Source organism: Flavobacterium sp. FG139 (assembly GCF_057809695.1).
Genome location: NZ_JBMDKL010000004.1, coordinates 145,591 through 165,581 on the forward strand (window position 1 = coordinate 145,591; position 19,991 = coordinate 165,581).

The 19,991-nt window shown below is 35.9% G+C and carries 14 protein-coding genes; 2 read left to right on the forward strand and 12 right to left on the reverse strand.

The genetic code is table 11. The features are described 5' to 3' along the window. Positions 1 to 2 precede the first annotated feature (2 nt). The 3 genes from ACODSI_RS04940 to ACODSI_RS04950 all read right to left on the reverse strand — a co-directional run bounded on the left by ACODSI_RS04940 (position 3) and on the right by ACODSI_RS04950 (position 6,205). Complete coding sequence (locus ACODSI_RS04940; RefSeq protein WP_488915738.1) at positions 3 to 2,324, reverse strand: tetratricopeptide repeat protein; 2,322 nt, start codon at positions 2,322 to 2,324, stop codon at positions 3 to 5. A gap of 140 nt (positions 2,325 to 2,464) precedes the next feature. Continuing rightward, positions 2,465 to 5,188, reverse strand: coding sequence for a carboxypeptidase-like regulatory domain-containing protein (locus tag ACODSI_RS04945; RefSeq protein ID WP_488915739.1), 2,724 nt, complete (start codon positions 5,186 to 5,188; stop codon positions 2,465 to 2,467). A gap of 96 nt (positions 5,189 to 5,284) precedes the next feature. Continuing rightward, on the reverse strand, positions 5,285 to 6,205 hold the full coding sequence (locus ACODSI_RS04950) for a GLPGLI family protein (RefSeq protein ID WP_488915740.1): 921 nt from the start codon (positions 6,203 to 6,205) through the stop codon (positions 5,285 to 5,287). A 129-nt stretch (positions 6,206 to 6,334) separates the two neighbouring features. Here ACODSI_RS04950 and ACODSI_RS04955 point away from each other — a divergent pair, with 129 nt between their 5' ends. After that, positions 6,335 to 7,126, forward strand: coding sequence for a hypothetical protein (locus ACODSI_RS04955; protein WP_488915741.1), 792 nt, complete (start codon positions 6,335 to 6,337; stop codon positions 7,124 to 7,126). Continuing rightward, entirely contained in the window at positions 7,126 to 7,740 is a 615-nt protein-coding gene (locus ACODSI_RS04960; RefSeq protein ID WP_488915742.1) for a deoxynucleoside kinase, read from the forward strand. Before ACODSI_RS04955 ends, ACODSI_RS04960 begins: the two co-directional genes overlap by 1 nt. Before the next feature lie 81 nt (positions 7,741 to 7,821). On the opposite strand, the gene ACODSI_RS04965 is transcribed toward ACODSI_RS04960, so the two are convergent. From ACODSI_RS04965 to ACODSI_RS05005, 9 genes are all read right to left on the reverse strand, one after another. After that, positions 7,822 to 8,253 carry a hypothetical protein gene (locus ACODSI_RS04965; protein WP_488915743.1) on the reverse strand — a complete coding sequence of 144 codons (432 nt, stop codon included), beginning with the start codon at positions 8,251 to 8,253 and terminating at the stop codon, positions 7,822 to 7,824. A 10-nt stretch (positions 8,254 to 8,263) separates the two neighbouring features. Then, a complete protein-coding gene (locus ACODSI_RS04970) occupies positions 8,264 to 8,935 on the reverse strand; it encodes a copper homeostasis protein CutC (RefSeq protein WP_488915744.1) in 672 nt (223 codons plus the stop codon). Next, positions 8,935 to 9,927, reverse strand: coding sequence for an isoaspartyl peptidase/L-asparaginase family protein (locus ACODSI_RS04975; protein WP_488915745.1), 993 nt, complete (start codon positions 9,925 to 9,927; stop codon positions 8,935 to 8,937). Before ACODSI_RS04975 ends, ACODSI_RS04970 begins: the two co-directional genes overlap by 1 nt. A 12-nt stretch (positions 9,928 to 9,939) precedes the next feature. Next, positions 9,940 to 12,210 (reverse strand): glycoside hydrolase family 20 protein, encoded by a 2,271-nt coding sequence (locus ACODSI_RS04980; RefSeq protein WP_488915746.1) that lies wholly within the window; start codon positions 12,208 to 12,210, stop codon positions 9,940 to 9,942. Between the two features lie 91 nt (positions 12,211 to 12,301). Next, positions 12,302 to 14,890: a sodium-translocating pyrophosphatase gene (locus ACODSI_RS04985; RefSeq protein ID WP_488915747.1), complete on the reverse strand. Its 2,589-nt coding sequence runs from the start codon at positions 14,888 to 14,890 to the stop codon at positions 12,302 to 12,304. A gap of 96 nt (positions 14,891 to 14,986) precedes the next feature. Continuing rightward, complete coding sequence (locus ACODSI_RS04990) at positions 14,987 to 15,517, reverse strand: inorganic diphosphatase (RefSeq protein WP_488915748.1); 531 nt, start codon at positions 15,515 to 15,517, stop codon at positions 14,987 to 14,989. A gap of 67 nt (positions 15,518 to 15,584) precedes the next feature. Next, positions 15,585 to 16,190 carry a DNA-3-methyladenine glycosylase family protein gene (locus tag ACODSI_RS04995; RefSeq protein ID WP_488915749.1) on the reverse strand — a complete coding sequence of 202 codons (606 nt, stop codon included), beginning with the start codon at positions 16,188 to 16,190 and terminating at the stop codon, positions 15,585 to 15,587. A gap of 14 nt (positions 16,191 to 16,204) precedes the next feature. Further along, positions 16,205 to 18,685, reverse strand: coding sequence for a DUF5686 and carboxypeptidase-like regulatory domain-containing protein (locus ACODSI_RS05000; protein WP_488915750.1), 2,481 nt, complete (start codon positions 18,683 to 18,685; stop codon positions 16,205 to 16,207). Positions 18,686 to 18,748: 63 nt separating this feature from the next. Beyond that, complete coding sequence (locus tag ACODSI_RS05005; protein ID WP_488915751.1) at positions 18,749 to 19,726, reverse strand: pyruvate dehydrogenase complex E1 component subunit beta; 978 nt, start codon at positions 19,724 to 19,726, stop codon at positions 18,749 to 18,751. Positions 19,727 to 19,991 lie beyond the last annotated feature (265 nt).

Sequence of the window (19,991 nt, forward strand, 5' to 3'; positions counted from 1 at the left end):
TTTTAATACGTTCCGTTTTTCATTTTTTCCAGAACATCGGTATACGTTTGAATCTGGTCAGTGTCATTGTCTTTGATACTGTCTATAGCTCTTTGTTCGGTTGCAATTGCTTTATCCTTTTGGTTATTCATGTAATACAACTGAGCCAACGTATCCAGATAATACGGACTCTTTGGATCCACTTTCAAACTCGATTCACTCCATTGAATAGCTTTCTGAATTAAACTTTGGTCTTTTGTTTTTAACTCAACAACGTCCCATGCTACGGTGTTTGCCAATCCAGAATAAATTTGTTTGTAATCATTCCAGTCCATATAATCATCTTTTTGGCCCACATACATAACATCTAATGTTTCAATAACACTTTGATTCTTTGATGTGAAGGTATTGAAAAAATCTTCAAATTCAGAAAAATACAAGGCTTTATCTGTCGGATTGCTTGCGCCAATTTGTTCAATATAGGTTTTGAAATTACTAAGATTATAACCCGATACTTTTAAAAACATTTTGTTGTACTTGATGTACTTCTCTTTTGAAGACGTATCAAGTAGCGTTGCATCACCCAAACGTTTAGAAAAAAACGAACTCAATATTCTTGCTATTTCAACTTCATCCTCATCTTCATTGAGCCTATACCCCATGTCATCATATTCATTCAGAGGTTCTGTAGGATTTTCTTTTTTAAGGATTAACTCATAATTTTTAAAAATATAATCTAAAATTTTAAAATCCAAATCATAATTAGAGGCTTCACCATCAAATAATTTAGAGGTAAACCCATGCCCAATTAATTCTCTTTTGGCAATTTCAATAAAATCAGCATCATACTCATTTTCTTTGGTGTAATAAGCCACTATACTTTTCCACTTTTCAGCTACAGTATTCTTATTGGCTTTAAAGAGGTACAAATTTTGCTGGTCGTCTACACGGAAATAATCATCGTCATACAAACGTGGCTCTGCTACAGCAGCTACTGCGGTATCTACTGCCACACCATCATAATCTTCTTGTACTTCTACTGCTGTAGAATCTGCTACAGCATCATAGTCATAAGACGAGCCGCCTTTGGCTTTTGTAATGGCTAAAAAGCCTTTTTTTAATTCACTAACAGATGCTTTCTTATTGCTTAAAATTTTATCCAATTTCAATTTAGCATTGGTCTTTGTCAATTCATCAGCAATAGAATTTCTTGGGTTAAATTTATCCGAATTATCACCTTCTAAAGCTCCATCCGTATGGTAAAGTAATTCTCCATTTGAATTTAAAAAAACGATTACTGGCTGATTTTTAATTTTGAATTTCTCCAACAAGGCTTTATCTTTTTCTGAAGCCAAATAAAAATTAAAATGATCGCGACTGGCATTATAACCTCTTCGCATATAATGGGTCATTTCTTCTTCAGACGATTTTATAAAAGAATTGAATTTTTTTGGAGCGTCTTTACTGTTATCAAACACAATTGCTAAAAATTTAGACTCTGATTTTGCTGTGTTTTTCAGAGCTTCATCGTAATTTTTAAAATTCGTATGTTTAAAAGTATAAGAAGCGGCTTCGCGTTCTCCAAAATATTCGGTATTTTCTTCTTCTTCAAAGCCGTTGTTCTTTTTCCATTCTTTATCGTATTGAACGGTTAAAGGTTTTAAATTTTCATCTGTCACTTTTGGCGTTTCTGTTCCTTCTTTTTCAAAAACAAAAATGGGTGAAGCTCGTCTTCCCTCCATTATCGTGAGCTTTTTGGTTTCAGGGTCGACTTTCCCTTTTAGCTGAATACTTGCCGCTGCCAAACCTTCATATTCCATTTCAATCATATTAGTTTCGGGATCAATCTGAAATTTAGAAATTGACGCTTCGGGTTGAATATTCTCTACAAAATATAGGTATTTTACCTTATCAATACTTAGGGTATACTCTGTTTTTCTTTCAGAATACTGCTTGTCTTTTTCCCTGAGATAGTCAAAAATTGGCTTGTATTCTACCATGGCATTATCTTCTTTTTGTGTTCCCAAATAGATGTTTTGACCAAAATACATTAAATACTCTGCCTTAATCTTTATTTTCAACGTACTAGAATATTCGGCAGTTTTGTTGACTTTAACTTTAAACCCCGATTCACCTTCGGGTTTGCTTTTAAAGCTAATAGTATCATTATCTACAGTAAATTTGCCGTATAAAAAAGACATTTCATACTTATTGTCTTCAAAGACCTTCAGCATCACATTTTGTCCTTTTACATTAGACTTATAAACTCCTGGCTCTAAAGCTGTTGTTTGTGAAAAAATAGTTGAAATTCCGCAGAAATACAACAAAACAAAAATTCTTCTCATGAAATAAATTGGTTGGTTAATAACGGTTTAAAAATAGGTTTTTAATACTAATAACGCTACATAACGAGTATATATTATAAAATTACTTCGAAAAAAAACTCCTTCTATTTCGAAGGAGTTCTTTAAAAAAGTAAACTTTATTACAAATTGTATTTCAAACTAAATATAAAATATCGCGGTTGAACGGTGTACTGTGAATTTGTAGTATTGTATTGATTGAAAGAATTATCGTTAAGTGTTGTCGTATTCAACAAATTGGTTACTGCAACTTTGTATTCAAACTTACTGTCTTTTGTTTTTTGATAAATCAAACTTGCACTTAAGAATTGGTAATTATTTTGAATCGTTTTGTCGTTATTGTAATATTTATAATACTCATACTCGGATACAAACGAGAAACTTTTCAAGAAATAATAATCCAAACGAGCAAAAGGTTTTTGCGTATAAATTTTGGTTACTCTGTTATTATTATTGTTGTCGGTAATCACATAATTATACCCTAATTCGATGTTGGGCAAGTTTTTATAATTAGTCGCTACTTTAAATGTATAATTTTGAACGTAGCTTTTGGAAGTTGCTAAGGAACCATTTTGTAAATTATAATATTTGTTCCAATTCACACTTACACTGGTAGATGCTTTGTAGTTTTTCAAGAACGAACGTCCGTAGCTTCCCATACCCGACAACGATTCGTCAGCAAAATTAGATGAATTGTAAGGTGTAGACGATTGATTTACACCAATAAATTCAGCATTTGTTTTTACAGCGTCCATTTTTCTAGTATAATTGGCTACCGCAAAAATATTTTCAAAATTGAACATGTTGTATTTAAAATAACGCAACGTATGTACTTGAGAAGTGGCATTTTCAAGACCTCTATATCCTTTAAACAAGCTGCTGTAACTAGACAAAACATAACCCGAAGCCAACTGATTGATGTCGGTAAAATCATTGGAAAATGAAAAATTATACGTCAACGTTTCTGCCTTTTTGATTTGACACAAAGCAAATAAATCGGGTAAAATTCTCGTGAAATTATTCTTGTAATCGGTTCCTGATTGTTGGTTATTCATTGCATAAGTATGGAAGCTAACTCCTGGTGTTATAGTAAACTTACCGGTTAACACCTTGTAATGCAATCCTAAAAAGGCATCATTAAAATGGTAGCGCACATCGTTTTTAGAATTAGCATTCATATCGTTAACGGCACCACCACTTAAAACTTGGTAGATATTGGAGTTAAAACTTTGATACGAATACGTATTTCCTAAAGTTACATTGATATTACTTTTTGGCGTTACCATATAGTAATAATCCAATTTAGAATCGAGCTTGTTGGTTTTTACATAACGGTTTTGATTTAAAATATACCTTCCCAAACCTTGATCTTGAATCCCTAGATTATTGGGATCATTCGGAATTGGAGAATCTGGAAATGGATTGTATCCTAAATTCATGTTGTAAAAAGGGTTCTCATCTTGATACAAATGCTGTGCTTCAAAGGCAAAAACGTTTTTATCGCTTTGTGTATAATACAACCCTAAATTTTGATTGACCGAGGTTGGGTTTTGCTTTTTAGTCGTCGCAATGTTTTCAGAAGTTGTTGTGTTGTCTGGAAAAATATTTTCTCGTAACAGTCCCGATTCTTCATTTTGCCTTGAAAGCTTATTCAGAATATCGTAGTCAAACTGGAATTTAGCATTGGGTTTGTAGCTCGAACTCAATTTGAACAACCCAAAATCTGATTTTTGATGTGCTAATTCATTACGTGTCGTATTGGTATTGGTGGCCAAAATTGTAGTTTGCGTTACCGTTTCTAAATCGGTGGTTGACGATGACAAAATCCCGAAACCGCTCAAGGTCCAAGCTTTAGTTGGATTATAGGCAAAATTAGTAGCACCAAAACGAGTAATGATTTCTTTAGCTCTATTGTTGCGCAACAAGGAAATCCCCAAATCATTGGACGACACATTAAAATTACTTCCACCTTTAGACATCATATTTTTAAATCCTCCTGTCATTTTAAAATAATCTTGAATAGTCAATGGCAATTCTCCAGTATTATTAAAATTTGAAATGATATTAATGCTGTATTTTGGATTGTAATAAAACAACTTCGGATTTACGATGTAACGCTTGCTGTTTCCGGCACCAGCAGTCATGTCTCCAAACCAGAAGTTCTTTTTACCTTCTTTCAATTTGATGTTCATCGCTACATTATCCTGATTGTTTTCAACGCCTTTTAAAATAGAATTTTCATTGTAATTTCTGAGCACTTGAACCTTGTCAATCGCATCTGCCGGGATATTTTTCACGCCTAATTTGGTATCGCCATCAAAAAAGTCTTTTCCTTCCACCATTAATTTGGTCACTTTTTTTCCTTCTACTTCTACTTCACCATCGGCATTAACTTCTACTCCAGGTAGTTTTTTCAATACATCTTCCAATTTTCGTTCGGTTCCCGATTTGAAAGAATCGGCATTATATACTATGGTGTCGCCTTTAATAGAAACGGGCATTTCACGAACAATTTCAACGCCATCGAGCTGAATTCCTCCGGGTTCCATCGAAATATTTTGGGTCATGTTTTCGGCTTTTGTAGTTACCGTAATTTCTTTGTTTTGCATTCCGATGTAGCTTAACTTAATTGTGTAAGTTGCATTGGCTTTCAAATTCAAAACAAATCTTCCCTTGTCATTAGTGATGGCATAAGCATCCATTCCTTTAGTGGCTTGGTTGACCGCCATAATGTTGGCCATTTCTAAGGGTGTTTTTCCCGACTCCAAAACAACACCTTCAAAGCGAATATTTTGTGCCAGCGAAACCGTAGTAACGAATAAAAAAAGTAACGTAATGTTCTTCATAACTAAAATTGTATTGTCTTTGTTTTGTTTGATTTTTTAAATAAAAAAGAAGAATCCCATTTTAGAGATTCTTCTTTGTGTTTTTATATTGTGGAATTAGTTACCCATTCGCATTTCCATTCTTCTACCTCCGCCTTGACCTTGGTTCATTTCTCTAAATTCTTCCATTTTCTTGATTACGGTTTCATCGTAGTCTTTTTGAGTAACCACTTTACCATTGGTTGGTGCTTTGATTTCTACTTTATCTTTCGAATTCAAAACTACTTTTGAACACAAAATGATGGTTTTACCGTCGTTTACTTCCAAAATCAAACCGGGTAATCCCCAGTAGCCTTCTGGCCCTTGATTAACCGGAATTTCTGGTGTATACCATGCCGTAATGGTGATTTCTTTTGGCAAATCTATTTCATCCATAAAGCTGGTTTTTTTCTCTTTCCCATCGGCAGTTTTAGTTTCGTCTTTCTTAGCATCTTCAGCTTTTTTGATGTCTTCTTCTTTTTTAGGTCGGAAATTTCTAAAATCGGTTTTACTAGCTGGAATGACTGCCGTTGCTTTGTAACAGGTATACCCACCTATTTGACGCGTTTCCGATTCCATATTCCATTTGTAAGTTATCAGTGAATCTTTCACCAAAAACTCTTTTCCCATAAACTCCTTATCAACCGTATACGTTTTCTCTTTAGCATTTTTATAATAGGTTCCGCCACCGCCCATCATTGAAGACATCATTCGCATTCCACCATTATTTTGTCCTGGCGCATCCAATTTTTCTTCTTCTTTGTAAATAGAGGCTTGTTTATCAAAATTTAAAATGAATGTTTTTTCAAACATTTTTTTCATTCGCTCTTCGATCATCTTTTGCATTTCGGGAGTAATATCTTTATTTCCCGACATTCTAGATTTAAAATCGGCGGTACTGGTTTTCGATTCGTAAACCGCCATTCCTTGAAAATCTTTTTGCGCATTAGAAGTAATAAACGCCAATAAAAGTGCTAGAGTAAACGTTATTTTTTTCATTATGAGTTGCTTTATTGTTTTGAAGTAACAAATATGACGATTGGAATTCTCATTTGTTACCAAAGATTTGTTAAATATTTAACGTTGACTTCTTAAAATTCAAATGGTTTACTGTAATTTAGCCTCAGAATGAAAAAAATAATTTGTCTTTTAACGATTTTCTTGTGTGGCATTAGTTTCGCTCAAAACCAGAAATTAATTCCCATTAAAACCGATTCAATTGCTATTGAAGCCGATGCTTTTGTGGGATTTGACGGATACCACAATTGCTTTTACCTTAAAAACAATGTGCTTTTCAAAAAAACCGAAAGTGCACTATTGCAATACCAAAATCTTTCGTTGGGAAAAATCAGCAAAGTCGATATTTTGAATCCGTTAAAAGTGGTTGTTTTTTACGAAGCATTCAATTCAGTTATCGTCTTAGACAATCAATTGAATGAAATTCAGAAAGTAGATTTTTCTGTATTAGAAATCCCAGTTGTTGCCTCCGCTGTTGGTGTTTCGGGTCAAAATAAATTATGGGTTTTCAATAGCATGAATCAGCAACTTGCTTTGTATGACTTGAATTCTAATTTGTATCAAAACATCGGAATTCCTATTACCGATGGAATAATGGATTATCAGAGTGATTTTAATTATTTTCAATGGATTGACAAGCAAAATAATTGGATGGTTTGCACCATTTATGGTAGAACATTTTCCAATGGCACAGTAGCTACTGGCTCGAATGTACAACTGCTAAGTGATGATAAAATCATGTTTTTCAAAGACAATAGGTGGTTCCTAAATGACAAAAACACTGATAAAACCTACGAAATACAAATTGTTGAGAAATCGTTCAAAAAAATGTATTACAAAGACCAAATTTTATCTATTTTTACCAACCAAGGAATTACGAATTATAAAATTACAATACCATAATGCACATAGCAGTAGCAGGAAATATAGGCGCCGGAAAAACAACATTAACGCGTTTTTTAGCAAAACATTTTAAGTGGGAACCTCATTTTGAAGATGTAGTAGACAACCCTTATTTGGATGATTTTTACCATCAAATGGAGCGCTGGTCGTTCAACTTACAGATTTATTTCTTGAACAGTAGATTCCGTCAAGTGTTGCAAATTCGCGAAAGCGGCAAAAAAATCATTCAAGACAGAACGATTTATGAAGACGCACACATTTTTGCGCCCAACTTACATGCTATGGGATTGATGACCAATCGTGATTTTGAAAACTACAAATCGCTTTTTGAATTGATGGAAAGCTTGGTAAAAGCACCCGATTTGTTGATTTATTTAAGAAGTTCGATTCCGAATTTAGTAGGACAAATTCACAAACGCGGTCGTGATTATGAAAATACCATTTCGATTGACTATTTAAGCCGATTGAACGAGCGCTACGAAGCTTGGATTACTACCTACGACAAAGGAAAACTGCTTATTATTGATGTTGATGATATTGATTTTGTAAACAATCCGGAAGATTTAGGAATGATCATCAATAGAATTGATGCCGAAATAAACGGTTTGTTCTAATAAAATATTAAATGCCTTACCGATGTGAGGCATTTTTTTTATGAAATACTATTGTAACTATCAACTTCATTTGACAGCGATTCACTTCTTTGTTCCTGTTTGCGTCATGAGGTATTTAATGCGTTCTAAAATATAATCACAAATGTTTTTAAAGGCCAAATAGGCATCTTTTTCGGCTAGTTTACTGGGTCTATCAATACGTTCTTTGGGGTATTTTTGCTTGAACTTTAATAATTGTGCACCCACAAAATAGTCTTTAGTTTTCACCCATTCACCACAAGCTTTAGCTTTGTTGACTTTAGTAATACTATCTAAACCCTCTACTGATTTATGGTAAAAATCAAATTGCAAATCTTGATACAGCCAAAAAAGTTCTTTGGTACAGGTAACTCGATCTTTTGTTTGCTCCAAGCACACTTTATAATCAACTGTAATGCTATCTAACGTTGCTTGACTTTGACTGTAAATCCTTCCATAAAATCCCAAAACGAAAAGAAAAATGTATTTTTTCATAGCAACAAAATTAAAGATTCAACTTCATTTTTAAGGCTTTTACTTCAAAAGCATTGGCAGTTTCATCTCCATCAGTAATAGCTGATGAATGGTAATAGTGTGCCTTTGTTTTTTGTTGAATACTAGAAATATTTGATGACCGCAATCCACCACCAGGCATGATAATGATGCGATTATTGGCTTTAGAAACCAATTCCGTTAAACAATCACAACCTTCCATCACATGAGGTGCTTGCCCTGAAGTTAAGATCGTTTGAAAACCGCAATCAATAATCTCTTCAAGTGCTTGAAAGACATTAGAAACCTCATCAAAAGCTCGGTGAAATGTGCATGGAAATGGATGTGCTAATTGTACTAATGCTTTATTTTGCTCGACATTTATGGTACCGTTTTCATTTAGAATCCCAAACACAAATCCATCAACATGGAGTTTTTTAAAGGCTAAAATTTCCGATTTCATTTGTTCAAACTCTTCCTTTGTATACACAAAATTGCCGCCTCGCGGTCGAATCATAACATTCAAATCGATGCTTAATTCTTGACGTGCTTGTGTCACCATTTCGTAATCAGGCGTAGTGCCACCAACAGCAATTCCGTCACAAAGTTCTACTCGATCAGCTCCATTTTCTTGAGCAATGATAGCCGATTGCATATTGAAGCAAGCGATTTCTAATTTTGCCATTATTTTAAAAAGTAAGCTGCATCAATTAATTTATTTCCTGAATTGTCATTGACTGCATAGTTAAAACCACCTTGAACACAATACGCACCGTATTCGCCTTTTTTGTTTAAAGCAATAAATCCAACTTGTATGTCTTTCAACTCTTTATTCCGATTTTTGGTTAGTTTTACAATTCTGGAAACAGCTTCTTCGCAGGCTTTTTGAGGCGATTTCCCTTGACGCATCAATTCGACTACCAAATGACAACCTGCAATTCTAATGACTTCTTCGCCATGACCGGTTGCGGTTGCTGCTCCAATTTCATTATCAACATACAATCCGGCACCAATAATCGGCGAATCACCTACGCGACCGTGCATTTTAAAAGCCATGCCACTTGTGGTACAAGCACCCGAAAGATTTCCAGAACTGTCTAAAGCAATCATACCTATCGTGTCGTGATTTTCAATGTTAGCAATGGGTTTGTATTGACTGGTTTTGAGCCATTCCTTCCATTCTTTTTCAGAATCTGGAACGAGTAAATTTTCTTTCGGGAACCCTTGCGACAACGCAAACTGTAGAGCACCATCACCAACCAACATCACATGCGGTGTTTTTTCCATCACAGAACGTGCCACCGAAATGGGATGTTTGATGTACTCCAAACACGCCACCGAACCAATATTAGAAAATTCGTCCATGATGCAGGCATCTAGCGTGACTCTTCCATCGCAGTCGGGTCGTCCGCCATAGCCAACACTACGTTCGGTTGGATCGCCTTCGGGAACACGAACACCAGCTTCCACAGCATCTAACGCACGACCATTATTCTTGAGAATTTCCCATGCGGCGCCATTGGCTTTTACGCCAAAATTCCATGTAGAAAGCACGATGGGTTTATTTACAACTCTTGTTTCGGTAGCTATCTGCTCTTCTTTCGATTTAAAAGAATTCAGCGCCAATGCTATGGAACCTGCAGCGGCTGTTTTTAGAAAATTTCTGCGATTTGCCATGTTAAGTTTGTTTTATTCTGCACCAATTTCGTCTACAAAAAGCCACGCATCCGATCCGGCACCTGGCATTCCTGTTGGGATTTTACCCAAATTAGTAGCAATTACTTTGATATATTGTGCCGATTGTGATTCAAAATTCACCACAACCAATCCATTAACAGTTTTAATTTCAGATGATGAAAGTTGCTTAATTGATGTAAACTCTTTTCCATCATTAGAAAGTAAAATTTCAATAGTATTGGGATAGTAAATCCAACTTCCTTCATTAGAAAGCACGCTAACAGACACTTGATGAATGGTTGTTTCAGTTCCTAAATCGACTGTAGCGTTCAAGTCTTTACCTGAAAATCCGAGCCAATCTCGACCAAATTTACTGCGATTCCCTACAATTCCATCTACCAATGTAAAAGCGCCACCTGAATTATAATTTTCATGAGGCGGATCGACCAATGTGATGCGTTTACCAGTTGCTTTATTCCAAAAGAAGGATTGTTCTATTAAAGCACTTTTTTGTACCTCTTTTTCAAAATAGGCCGCTTTTATAGTTTGATTTTTATTAATTGTAATAGGGTTTGAATACGAAATTGACTTGGCCGTTGGAGTGGTATTATCAGTCGTATATTTTATGTTTTTTGCTTCATTAGCCGAATGCAATTCCAATACAACAGCAGTATTAGTAGCACTCGGACGCACTTTAGTCGTTACTTCAAAAAGTGCTTTACTGTACGTAATTCCTTTTCTATCTAAAGTTACAAACTGTTGCACCATTCTGTTTTGAAAATTCTTAAAATTAGTAGCGTTTGAAGTTCCCCAAAGCACCTCTGACAATGCCATTATTCGTGGAAAAATCATGTATTCTACTTTAGAGGAATCTTCAATATATTCGGTCCACAGATTCGCTTGTGCACCCAAAATGTATTGAGCTTCCTCGACAGATAACTCGGTTGGCGTTGGATTGAACGAATATACTTTTTCTACTGTGGTGTACCCGCCAATAGCCAATGGTTCATTTTTGGGATCGCCTTGGTAATGATCAAAATAGCAATAAGCACCTGGCGTCATCACCACAAAGTGCTTTTGTTTAGCAGCTGCAATTCCGCCCTCGGTACCGCGCCAACTCATTACCGCAGCATTGGGTGCTAAGCCGCCTTCGAGAATTTCATCCCAACCGATGATTTTTCGTCCTTTTTTGTTTACAAACTTCTCGATGCGTTGCACAAAATAACTTTGCAATTCGTGTTCGTCTTTGAGTCCTTTTTCTTTGATTAAAGCTTGGCAATGCGGACAGGTTTTCCAACGCGTTTTCGGACATTCATCGCCACCAATGTGAATGTATTTTGAAGGAAATAATGCTATCACTTCGGTCAAAACATCTTCTAAAAAAGTAATGGTTTCTTCTTTCGGGCAAAACACATCGTCTAAAACACCCCATTGTTTGGCTACTTGAAACGGTCCTCCCGTACACGAATATTCGGGATAAGCAGCTAAGGCTGCCACGGCGTGACCCGGCATTTCAATTTCGGGAACTACCGTGATGTGGCGTTGGGTTGCATACGCTACAATTTCTTTGATGTCATCTTGGGTATAAAATCCGCCGTAACGTTTATCATCATAGGTTTGATCGTTGTAATGCCCTACCATCGAGCCGTTGCGCCAAGCTCCAATTTCGGTGAGTTTTGGGTATTTTTTGATTTCGATACGCCATCCTTGATCGTCGGTTAAGTGCCAATGAAAGGTATTGAATTTATACATGGCTAAATAATCGATGTATTTTTTGACGAACTCTTTTGGGAAGAAATGACGCGCGCAATCGAGGTGCATGCCGCGCCAAGCGTATTTGGGCTCATCGTCAATTTTTAAACAAGGGACTTTAATTTGAGTTTTTGAATTGGATGGAATTAATTGTAAAAATGTTTGAATTCCGTAGAAAAATCCTTCATCAGACTCAGCTTGAATACTTACTTTTTTAGTTGTAATATCCAAATGATACTGATTGCTAGCAGTACTCACAATAGATTCAACGACAAAACTTAGTGCAATCTTGGAATTGGCATTGGAAACTGGTAGAATTGGCAAGTCCAACCCTGTGATTTCTTTGATTTGTGCTTTTAGGTAATTGGCTTCGAATGTTTTTTTATCGGCTTGAATTACCGTTTCTTTAGTTATGACAAAAGAACCCTTTTCAGTTTGAATCGATTGAGGTTTCGGAATGAGAGGCAATTCGTTTTGCGAAAAAACAACATTGACCATTAATACCAGCAAAAAAAGCCCTTTTTTAAACATCTATTGGTTATTTATGATTGGCTAAATTTACATAAAAAAACAATAAAAAAGCCTCACTTTCGTGAGGCTTTATACTATACTGTAAGCACTATTATTTTAAGGCTTCTACTTTAGCTTTTACTTCGGCTTCAGTTCCTTCAAAAGTTTGAGAAGTAGATTTACCTCCTACTGTTGTTGTAACCGTTGCTTTAGCTTTTCCGTTGGTGTTTGTGATTTCTACTCTAACGTCTTTGCCTTCGGTTGAAGTCATTTCTTTTTTAGCACAACAATCTTTTTTCATGTCGCCTTCACATTCCTTTGGTGCTACAAATTTTCCGTTAGCATCATAATGAGACAAGCACATTTCTTTTTGTTCTGGAGTACATTTAAGACTGTCGCACATTTTAGCACATTCTTCTTTGGTCATGTTAGCACATTTATCCATGTCGCAACCGCCCATATCTTCTGAACAGTTAGATTTCATTTCGATGGTGCATTTCATCATTTTTCCTCCTTCTGGAGCTGAACCGTTTCCTAAGATTGGCGCGATTACTAAACCAATCAAACACGTTAATTTGATTAAGATATTCATTGATGGTCCAGACGTATCTTTAAATGGATCTCCAACAGTATCACCGGTTACCGCAGCTTTGTGTGCATCAGAACCTTTGTAGGTCATTTCGCCGTTGATTTCAACACCTGCTTCGAATGATTTTTTAGCATTATCCCATGCACCACCAGCGTTATTTTGGAACACTGCCCAAAGCACACCTGATACAGTTACTCCTGCCATATAACCACCTAACATTTCGGCGATTAATTGGTTGTTGCTTCCATACACCAATTTACCTAATAATACAATCGCAATTGGGAAACCTATAGTTAAAACGCCAGGCAACATCATTTCGCGTAATGCTGCTTTAGTAGAAATTTCTACACATTTACCATATTCTGGTTTGCCCGTTCCTTCCATAATTCCTGGAATTTCTTTGAACTGACGACGTACTTCGTATACCATATCCATGGCCGCTTTACCTACCGAGTTCATCGCCAAAGCCGAAAACACAACCGGAATCATTCCACCCACAAACAACATCGCTAATACAGGCGCTTTGAAGATGTTGATACCATCAATTCCTGTAAAGGTTACATAAGCCGCAAACAACGCTAATGAGGTTAACGCTGCAGAAGCAATAGCAAATCCTTTTCCAGTAGCAGCCGTAGTGTTACCCACTGAATCCAAGATGTCAGTACGTGTACGTACTTCTTTTGGTAATTCACTCATTTCTGCAATACCGCCTGCGTTATCAGAAATTGGTCCAAAAGCGTCAATTGCCAATTGCATTGCCGTTGTAGCCATCATCGCCGAAGCCGCTAAAGCCACACCATAGAAACCAGCAAAGGCATAGGATGCCCAAATAGCACCTGCAAACAATAATACTGTTGGGAAGGTTGAAATCATACCGGTAGCTAAACCAGCGATTACATTAGTTCCGGCACCTGTAGATGATTTTTGTACAATAGCCAAAACTGGTTTTGTACCCAATCCTGTGTAATATTCGGTTACTGATGAAATAGCACCACCCACAATTAATCCAATTAAAGTAGCATAAAACACACGCATCGATGAGATTTCTTTTAATCCTTCTCCGAAGAACTCCATGTTCATGGTTTGTGGTAACATATATTTTACCAAGAAGAAACAAGCTACGGCAGTTAAAATGATAGAAACCCAGTTTCCGATATTTAATGCTTTTTGTACTTGTGCTTCTTTAGCATCATCACTTGAAATTTTAACTAACATGGTTCCGATGATCGAGAATAAAATTCCGAAACCTGCAATTGACATTGGTAATAAGATGGGTCCGATTCCACCAAAAGCATCTTTAAGGTTGCCACCCATATCTTTAATCACATAATTTCCAAGTACCATCGCCGCCAAAACAGTTGCTACATACGAACCAAATAAATCGGCGCCCATACCCGCAACGTCACCTACATTATCTCCTACGTTATCGGCAATGGTAGCAGGATTACGCGGATCATCTTCTGGAATACCAGCTTCTACTTTACCTACTAAGTCGGCACCCACATCGGCTGCTTTGGTATAAATACCACCACCTACACGTGCAAACAAGGCAATTGACTCGGCACCTAATGAGAAACCAGCAAGTGTTTCGAGTACTTTAGTCATATCTTCAGTATTCGTCCAAGCGCCTTTCATGAAGATGGTATAGAAAACGATAAAAAATCCGGTTAATCCTAAAACGGCTAAACCAGCAACTCCTAGACCCATTACAGTTCCACCTCCAAAAGACACTTTTAGTGCTTGAGGCAAACTAGTACGAGCTGCTTGCGTGGTTCTTACATTCGTTTTAGTCGCAATTTTCATCCCCATATTTCCAGCTAAAGCTGAAAAGAAAGCTCCGAAAATGAAAGCTACAACAATTAAAATATCCGTTTTAACACCTGGTATAAACGTAATACCTGCTAAAACAGCACTTGCTATAACCACAAAAATTGCTAGTAATCTGTATTCTGCTTTTAGGAACGCTAAGGCACCCTCGTAGATGTAATCTGAAATCTCTTTCATTTTACCGTCTCCGGCATCTTGTTTTAAAACCCAAGATCTTTTGATTGCCATAAAAGCTAATCCAATTAATGCCATGACTATTGGCACATAAATCATTGATGAATCCATAAAAATATAAATTTGGTTTTTGTTAATATTTTGTAAATGTAGCAAAACAGAAATAAATAAAAAAGCAATACTTTAATAAGAGTATTGCTTTTTTGATTATTTTATACTGAAAAGGCCTTTCGGTTTATTTTCTATGGCATCGAATCGATCTACACATTCTTTAATGATTCGTCGGGCTTCTGTAACATCACCCCAACCTTGCACATCGACTTGCTTCTTTTCTAAATCTTTGTACACTTCGAAAAAATGTTCAATCTCTTTAAGAAGGTGTGGATGAATATCTGACAAATCTTCTAGGCTATTCCAATTTGGGTCGGATACAGGAACACAAATTACTTTTTCATCGGGTCCTTTATCATCCGCCATGTGGAAAACACCTATTGGCTTTACTTCGATAACACAACCTGGGAACGTTGGTTTGGTAACTAATATTAAAACATCTAATGGGTCACCATCTAACGCTAAAGTTTCTGGAATAAATCCGTAATCTGCCGGATACATCATTGACGAAAATAACATTCGGTCAAATCGCATTCTTTTTAACTCAAAATCATACTCATATTTGTTTCGGCTACCTCTTGGAATTTCTACCAAAACATCAAACGTTTGCACTTTATCTGCTGTCATTTTTTTTATTATTTTTTTAACGAGTGCAAAGGTAAATAATTATCGAAAAACGCCATAGAAATGTATATTAATTTTGCATTTTTATTTTGTTGCGTTTTACCAGATAATAATGCCAAATAACGTAGGAAGCAACTGTTCTAAAAGGCTTCCAATTATCTGAAAGTAAAGCCATTTGCTCTTGTGTTTGGCATTGATACAATTCCTTTAAGGTGTTTTTAATGGCAATATCTCCTAAAGGAATAATATCGGGTGATTGTAAACAAAACATTAAATAGACTTCAATACTCCAATTTCCGACGCCTTTTATGGCAATAAGCTCGTTACGGATTTGCGTTTCTGATTTGGATGAAAAGCTTTCAAAAACAATTTCTTTGGAAAGCACTTTAGCCGCTAAATCTTTGAGGTAAATTATCTTCTGGCGAGAAACACCACAATTTCTAAGTTCGAGATCTGTTGCATATAAGATGTTTTTTGGAGTAATTTTTCCGAAATGATTTTCCAATTTGACATAACACGCTTTGGCAGAAGCAATAGAAACCTGTTGTTCTAAAATGATGTGGCACATGGAAGCAAATCCTTCTTCTCGTTTTTGGATTATGGGATTGCCAAAATTTTCAAGAATGAATTTTAGGGTCTCATCTTTAGCCGATAAGTAGTGAATAGCTTCTTGCATAGAAGAAAATTCGATTAGAAATAGAATCCGAATTCGCCTTTAATAGTGAAATTATTAGTGCCCGGCATGTCTCTGTAATTGCCTCTCCAACTGGCATCGATTCGGAACACTTTGAAGATATTTCCAATACCTACACTGTATTCCCAATACGGAGTTGTTGGCGCTTTATATTGTAATCCCGAAGCGTTAAGCAGCATATTTTCATTAGAAATATCACCATAAACGGTACGTGCTCCAATAATTTCTCTCCAATTTAATTTTCGCATTAACGGAATTCTAGACAACAGTCTTCCTTGAAAATTGTGTTCCCATTGCAGTGTTGCATATCGATCGGTTACAAATTCGTAGAAATTCAAATTACTGAACGTATTTCCGATGATAAAATAGGTTTGATTTCCGGGAATAACACTCATTAATCCAAGTGGTACTTGTCCGAAAGTTTTCCCTAACTCCATCGTTAAATTAGTTCTGCCTAATGGCCCAATTAAAATGGGTTGCTTATAATACAATTGAATTTTGCTGTAATCAAAATCACTATTCATTAAACCTTTAAAACCTTGGCTGTAGTTGATAAAAAATCGACTGTAGGGACTATCCACACTCAAGCGTTCCACACCGTAACCTACCGTTTTTTTATTGGGTGTATACTCTACTTGCAAATTGACTTCCGATTGTTTTACAGCACTTTTAGTGGTGGTATACGTATCATCAGCATAATAATCTAAACTAAACGTTGGCGATGCCGATTCTAAAGTTCTATACGAAAATCCAGTTTGAAAAATTAAATTTTTAACCGGTTCAATTTCGATAGAAGCGGTTGATAAATTGATGTTGGTTAATTTCCCATTGGTACCCGAACTGAACACGCTTGAAGAAGCAAAACTTCTTCCCAACACATCGTTGGTTGTGGTTAAACTCGCTCCTATTTGTTCAACATCTCTTCGGTTTCCGGCAGTAATGATAATTCTGTTTTTGGTATCAATCATCCATTTACCCGACAAGCCATATTTGAATTTATTATCGTCAAATCCGTAAGCCGTATACCCTTGCAAACGCCATTTATCATTGGGTCCGAAATAGGTCCTACCGCCTACTCTGAGACGCCAACCCTCTACTACATTGTATCCAAAAGCTGAAAATATCGGTCCGTAATCAATGTTTCCTTTTTGTATGTAGCCGCTGCCCAATATGGTGACCAAACTGTACATCTGCTTGAATTTCTTGACGGTTTTGAGGGTGTCTAAGAGCTTGTAAACGCCAACCTCATCTTTATTGAGTTTTTCAAATCGGTTTTGCTCCCAATAATCATCCGATTTGGTGAAGACCGAATTATCAATAAAATTGACTTCTTCTTTATAAAACTTATCGGGTTTTACTTCATCAAATTTATGATTCCGGAATAATGTGGTTCGTTTTCCATAAACCCCTTTGGACTCTTCTTTTTTATTCAAGGCAAAATCAGACATCATGTAATCTCGTGTTAAAAGAAACACCGAATCATTTACCACATCAAATTCTTGTTCGATATAAATGTCTTTCACCCAGTTAATATTGGCGCTTTTAGACACCGCCATATTGATGGTTTTGATGGCAAAAGTCGAGTCGTTTACCCAAAAATCACCTTTAAAAGTCAACTCGTTTTTTCTTCTTGGGTAAAATACAATGTTGTAACACCATTTTTTATCTACAAAAGCACTGTCGCTTAGCACGTAATTATACACGTCAATACCCGTTGTAGATAATGGACTGGTAAAACTTTTATCGAAAAAATTCAAGTGATTGTTGTAAATATTGTAGTCGTTATACAAATCTTTGATAAACGTATTCACGCCGTCACCATTACCCAAACCCGAGTTTTTATTGGCTTTTAATATCGATTTTTCTTTCTTGATTTTATTGTCTCCATACACATCATACATCGATTCGTTGATGAAGATGGGTAAGTAGGTTTTGCCTGTAACTTTAGAAGTATCGACTTTTTTGAATACAAACTCCATTCCTTTAAAGACTTTACTTTTCATAAAAGCACTGTCGATGGTGTTCAAATCAAATTCTACTTTTTCGTATTTTTCATATTGGTATTGACTGAACATTCGCAATCCGTTTTTGCGTTTTCGCTCCCATATCTTTCGAAGAATATCTAAAGCTGGATTGTTTTTTTTAGACGTTTTACCTTTATAAATAATCACTTCTTTAAGCACTTCTTCTGCATTAAGAAGCACTTTCATATTGTAGGTTACAGGCTTCTCTAAATCGACTTCTTTATTTACATACCCTACAAAAGCGACTACAATTGTGGTATACGTTTTTGCCGATTCCAAATAAAATTTACCATTTTCGTCACTTACAGTTCCTTCATTTGAACCTTTAAAAACAATATTCGCATACGATACTGGCTGATTATTTTTATCAATAACAACGCCACTGACTTTAGTTTGCGCCAAAGCAGTGTTGATCAATCCAACTGTAAAAAGGTAAAAAAGTATTTTCTTCATAGCAAGCAAAAAAAAAGCTTCATCAAATAGTCTCTGATGAAGCCTCAAATATAGTGGATTATATTATTTGTACATAACTTTTTTAACAGCTTTAACAACATCTGCTGCATTTGGCAACCATTCTTTTAATAAGGTTGGTGAATACGGTGCAGGCGTATCAGCGGTTGTGATTCTTTGTACCGGAGCATCTAGAAAATCGAAAGCTTTGTCTTGAACCATATAAGTAATTTCTGAAGCTACACTGGCAAATGGCCAAGCCTCTTCAAGAACTACTAAACGATTGGTTTTTTTAACCGAATTGATAATCGCGTCATAATCCATTGGACGTACGGTTCTCAAGTCGATGATTTCACAAGAAATACCTGCTGCAGCCAATTCGTCAGCCGCAATAAATGCTTCTTTGATGATTTTTCCGAAAGACACTATTGTTACATCAATACCTTCTCTTTTGATATCGGCAACACCTAACGGAATGATGTATTCTCCATCTGGCACTTCGCCTTTATCACCATACATTTGTTCTGATTCCATGAAAATAACTGGGTCATTATCACGAATAGCTGCCTTTAATAAACCTTTAGCATCATAAACAGTAGATGGAACTACCACTTTCAATCCTGGAGTGTTAGCAAACCAATTTTCAAAAGCTTGTGAATGTGTTGCTCCTAATTGTCCAGCAGAAGCTGTTGGCCCACGAAAAACCATCGGCATTGGAAATTGTCCCGCCGACATTTGACGCATTTTAGCAGCGTTATTAATAATTTGGTCAATTCCTACTAATGAAAAATTGAACGTCATGTACTCCACAATAGGACGACATCCGTTCATGGCTGAACCTACAGCTATTCCAGCAAAACCTAATTCGGCAATTGGAGTATCGATTACACGTTTTGGTCCAAATTCATCCAACATTCCTTTAGAAGCTTTGTAAGCACCATTGTATTCGGCTACTTCTTCTCCCATTAAATATACGGATTCATCGCGACGCATTTCTTCACTCATCGCTTCGGCAATTGCTTCTCTAAATTGTATTGTTCTCATGTATAGAATTTCTTAATGTCAATTTTGGATAGCAAAAGTAAAAATTAAAAATGATAAAAATATTTTTTGAGGTGATTTTATAAATTGTTTTAGCAAAAAAAAGAAATTGTTTTTAACGAAATCGATATAATACTAGAGAAATTGTTTTATCATTGCACCCAATTTAAAAATCAATTCCAATTAAAAGAAGAAATCACAACTTCTTTAATCGTAAATACACTCCTTAAAATTAACTTTTTTTATAACATCCGCAACTTAAATTTTA

Coding starts and splice junctions, on each gene's coding strand:
- ACODSI_RS05000 (WP_488915750.1), bottom strand. CDS start 18,685: ATGAAGAAAATACTTTTTTACCTTTTTACAGTTGGATTGATCAACACT.
- ACODSI_RS04985 (WP_488915747.1), bottom strand. CDS start 14,890: ATGGATTCATCAATGATTTATGTGCCAATAGTCATGGCATTAATTGGA.
- ACODSI_RS04965 (WP_488915743.1), bottom strand. CDS start 8,253: ATGAAAAAATACATTTTTCTTTTCGTTTTGGGATTTTATGGAAGGATT.
- ACODSI_RS04990 (WP_488915748.1), bottom strand. CDS start 15,517: ATGACAGCAGATAAAGTGCAAACGTTTGATGTTTTGGTAGAAATTCCA.
- ACODSI_RS04940 (WP_488915738.1), bottom strand. CDS start 2,324: ATGAGAAGAATTTTTGTTTTGTTGTATTTCTGCGGAATTTCAACTATT.
- ACODSI_RS04955 (WP_488915741.1), top strand. CDS start 6,335: ATGAAAAAAATAATTTGTCTTTTAACGATTTTCTTGTGTGGCATTAGT.
- ACODSI_RS04970 (WP_488915744.1), bottom strand. CDS start 8,935: ATGGCAAAATTAGAAATCGCTTGCTTCAATATGCAATCGGCTATCATT.
- ACODSI_RS04960 (WP_488915742.1), top strand. CDS start 7,126: ATGCACATAGCAGTAGCAGGAAATATAGGCGCCGGAAAAACAACATTA.
- ACODSI_RS05005 (WP_488915751.1), bottom strand. CDS start 19,726: ATGAGAACAATACAATTTAGAGAAGCAATTGCCGAAGCGATGAGTGAA.
- ACODSI_RS04980 (WP_488915746.1), bottom strand. CDS start 12,210: ATGTTTAAAAAAGGGCTTTTTTTGCTGGTATTAATGGTCAATGTTGTT.
- ACODSI_RS04945 (WP_488915739.1), bottom strand. CDS start 5,188: ATGAAGAACATTACGTTACTTTTTTTATTCGTTACTACGGTTTCGCTG.
- ACODSI_RS04975 (WP_488915745.1), bottom strand. CDS start 9,927: ATGGCAAATCGCAGAAATTTTCTAAAAACAGCCGCTGCAGGTTCCATA.
- ACODSI_RS04995 (WP_488915749.1), bottom strand. CDS start 16,190: ATGCAAGAAGCTATTCACTACTTATCGGCTAAAGATGAGACCCTAAAA.
- ACODSI_RS04950 (WP_488915740.1), bottom strand. CDS start 6,205: ATGAAAAAAATAACGTTTACTCTAGCACTTTTATTGGCGTTTATTACT.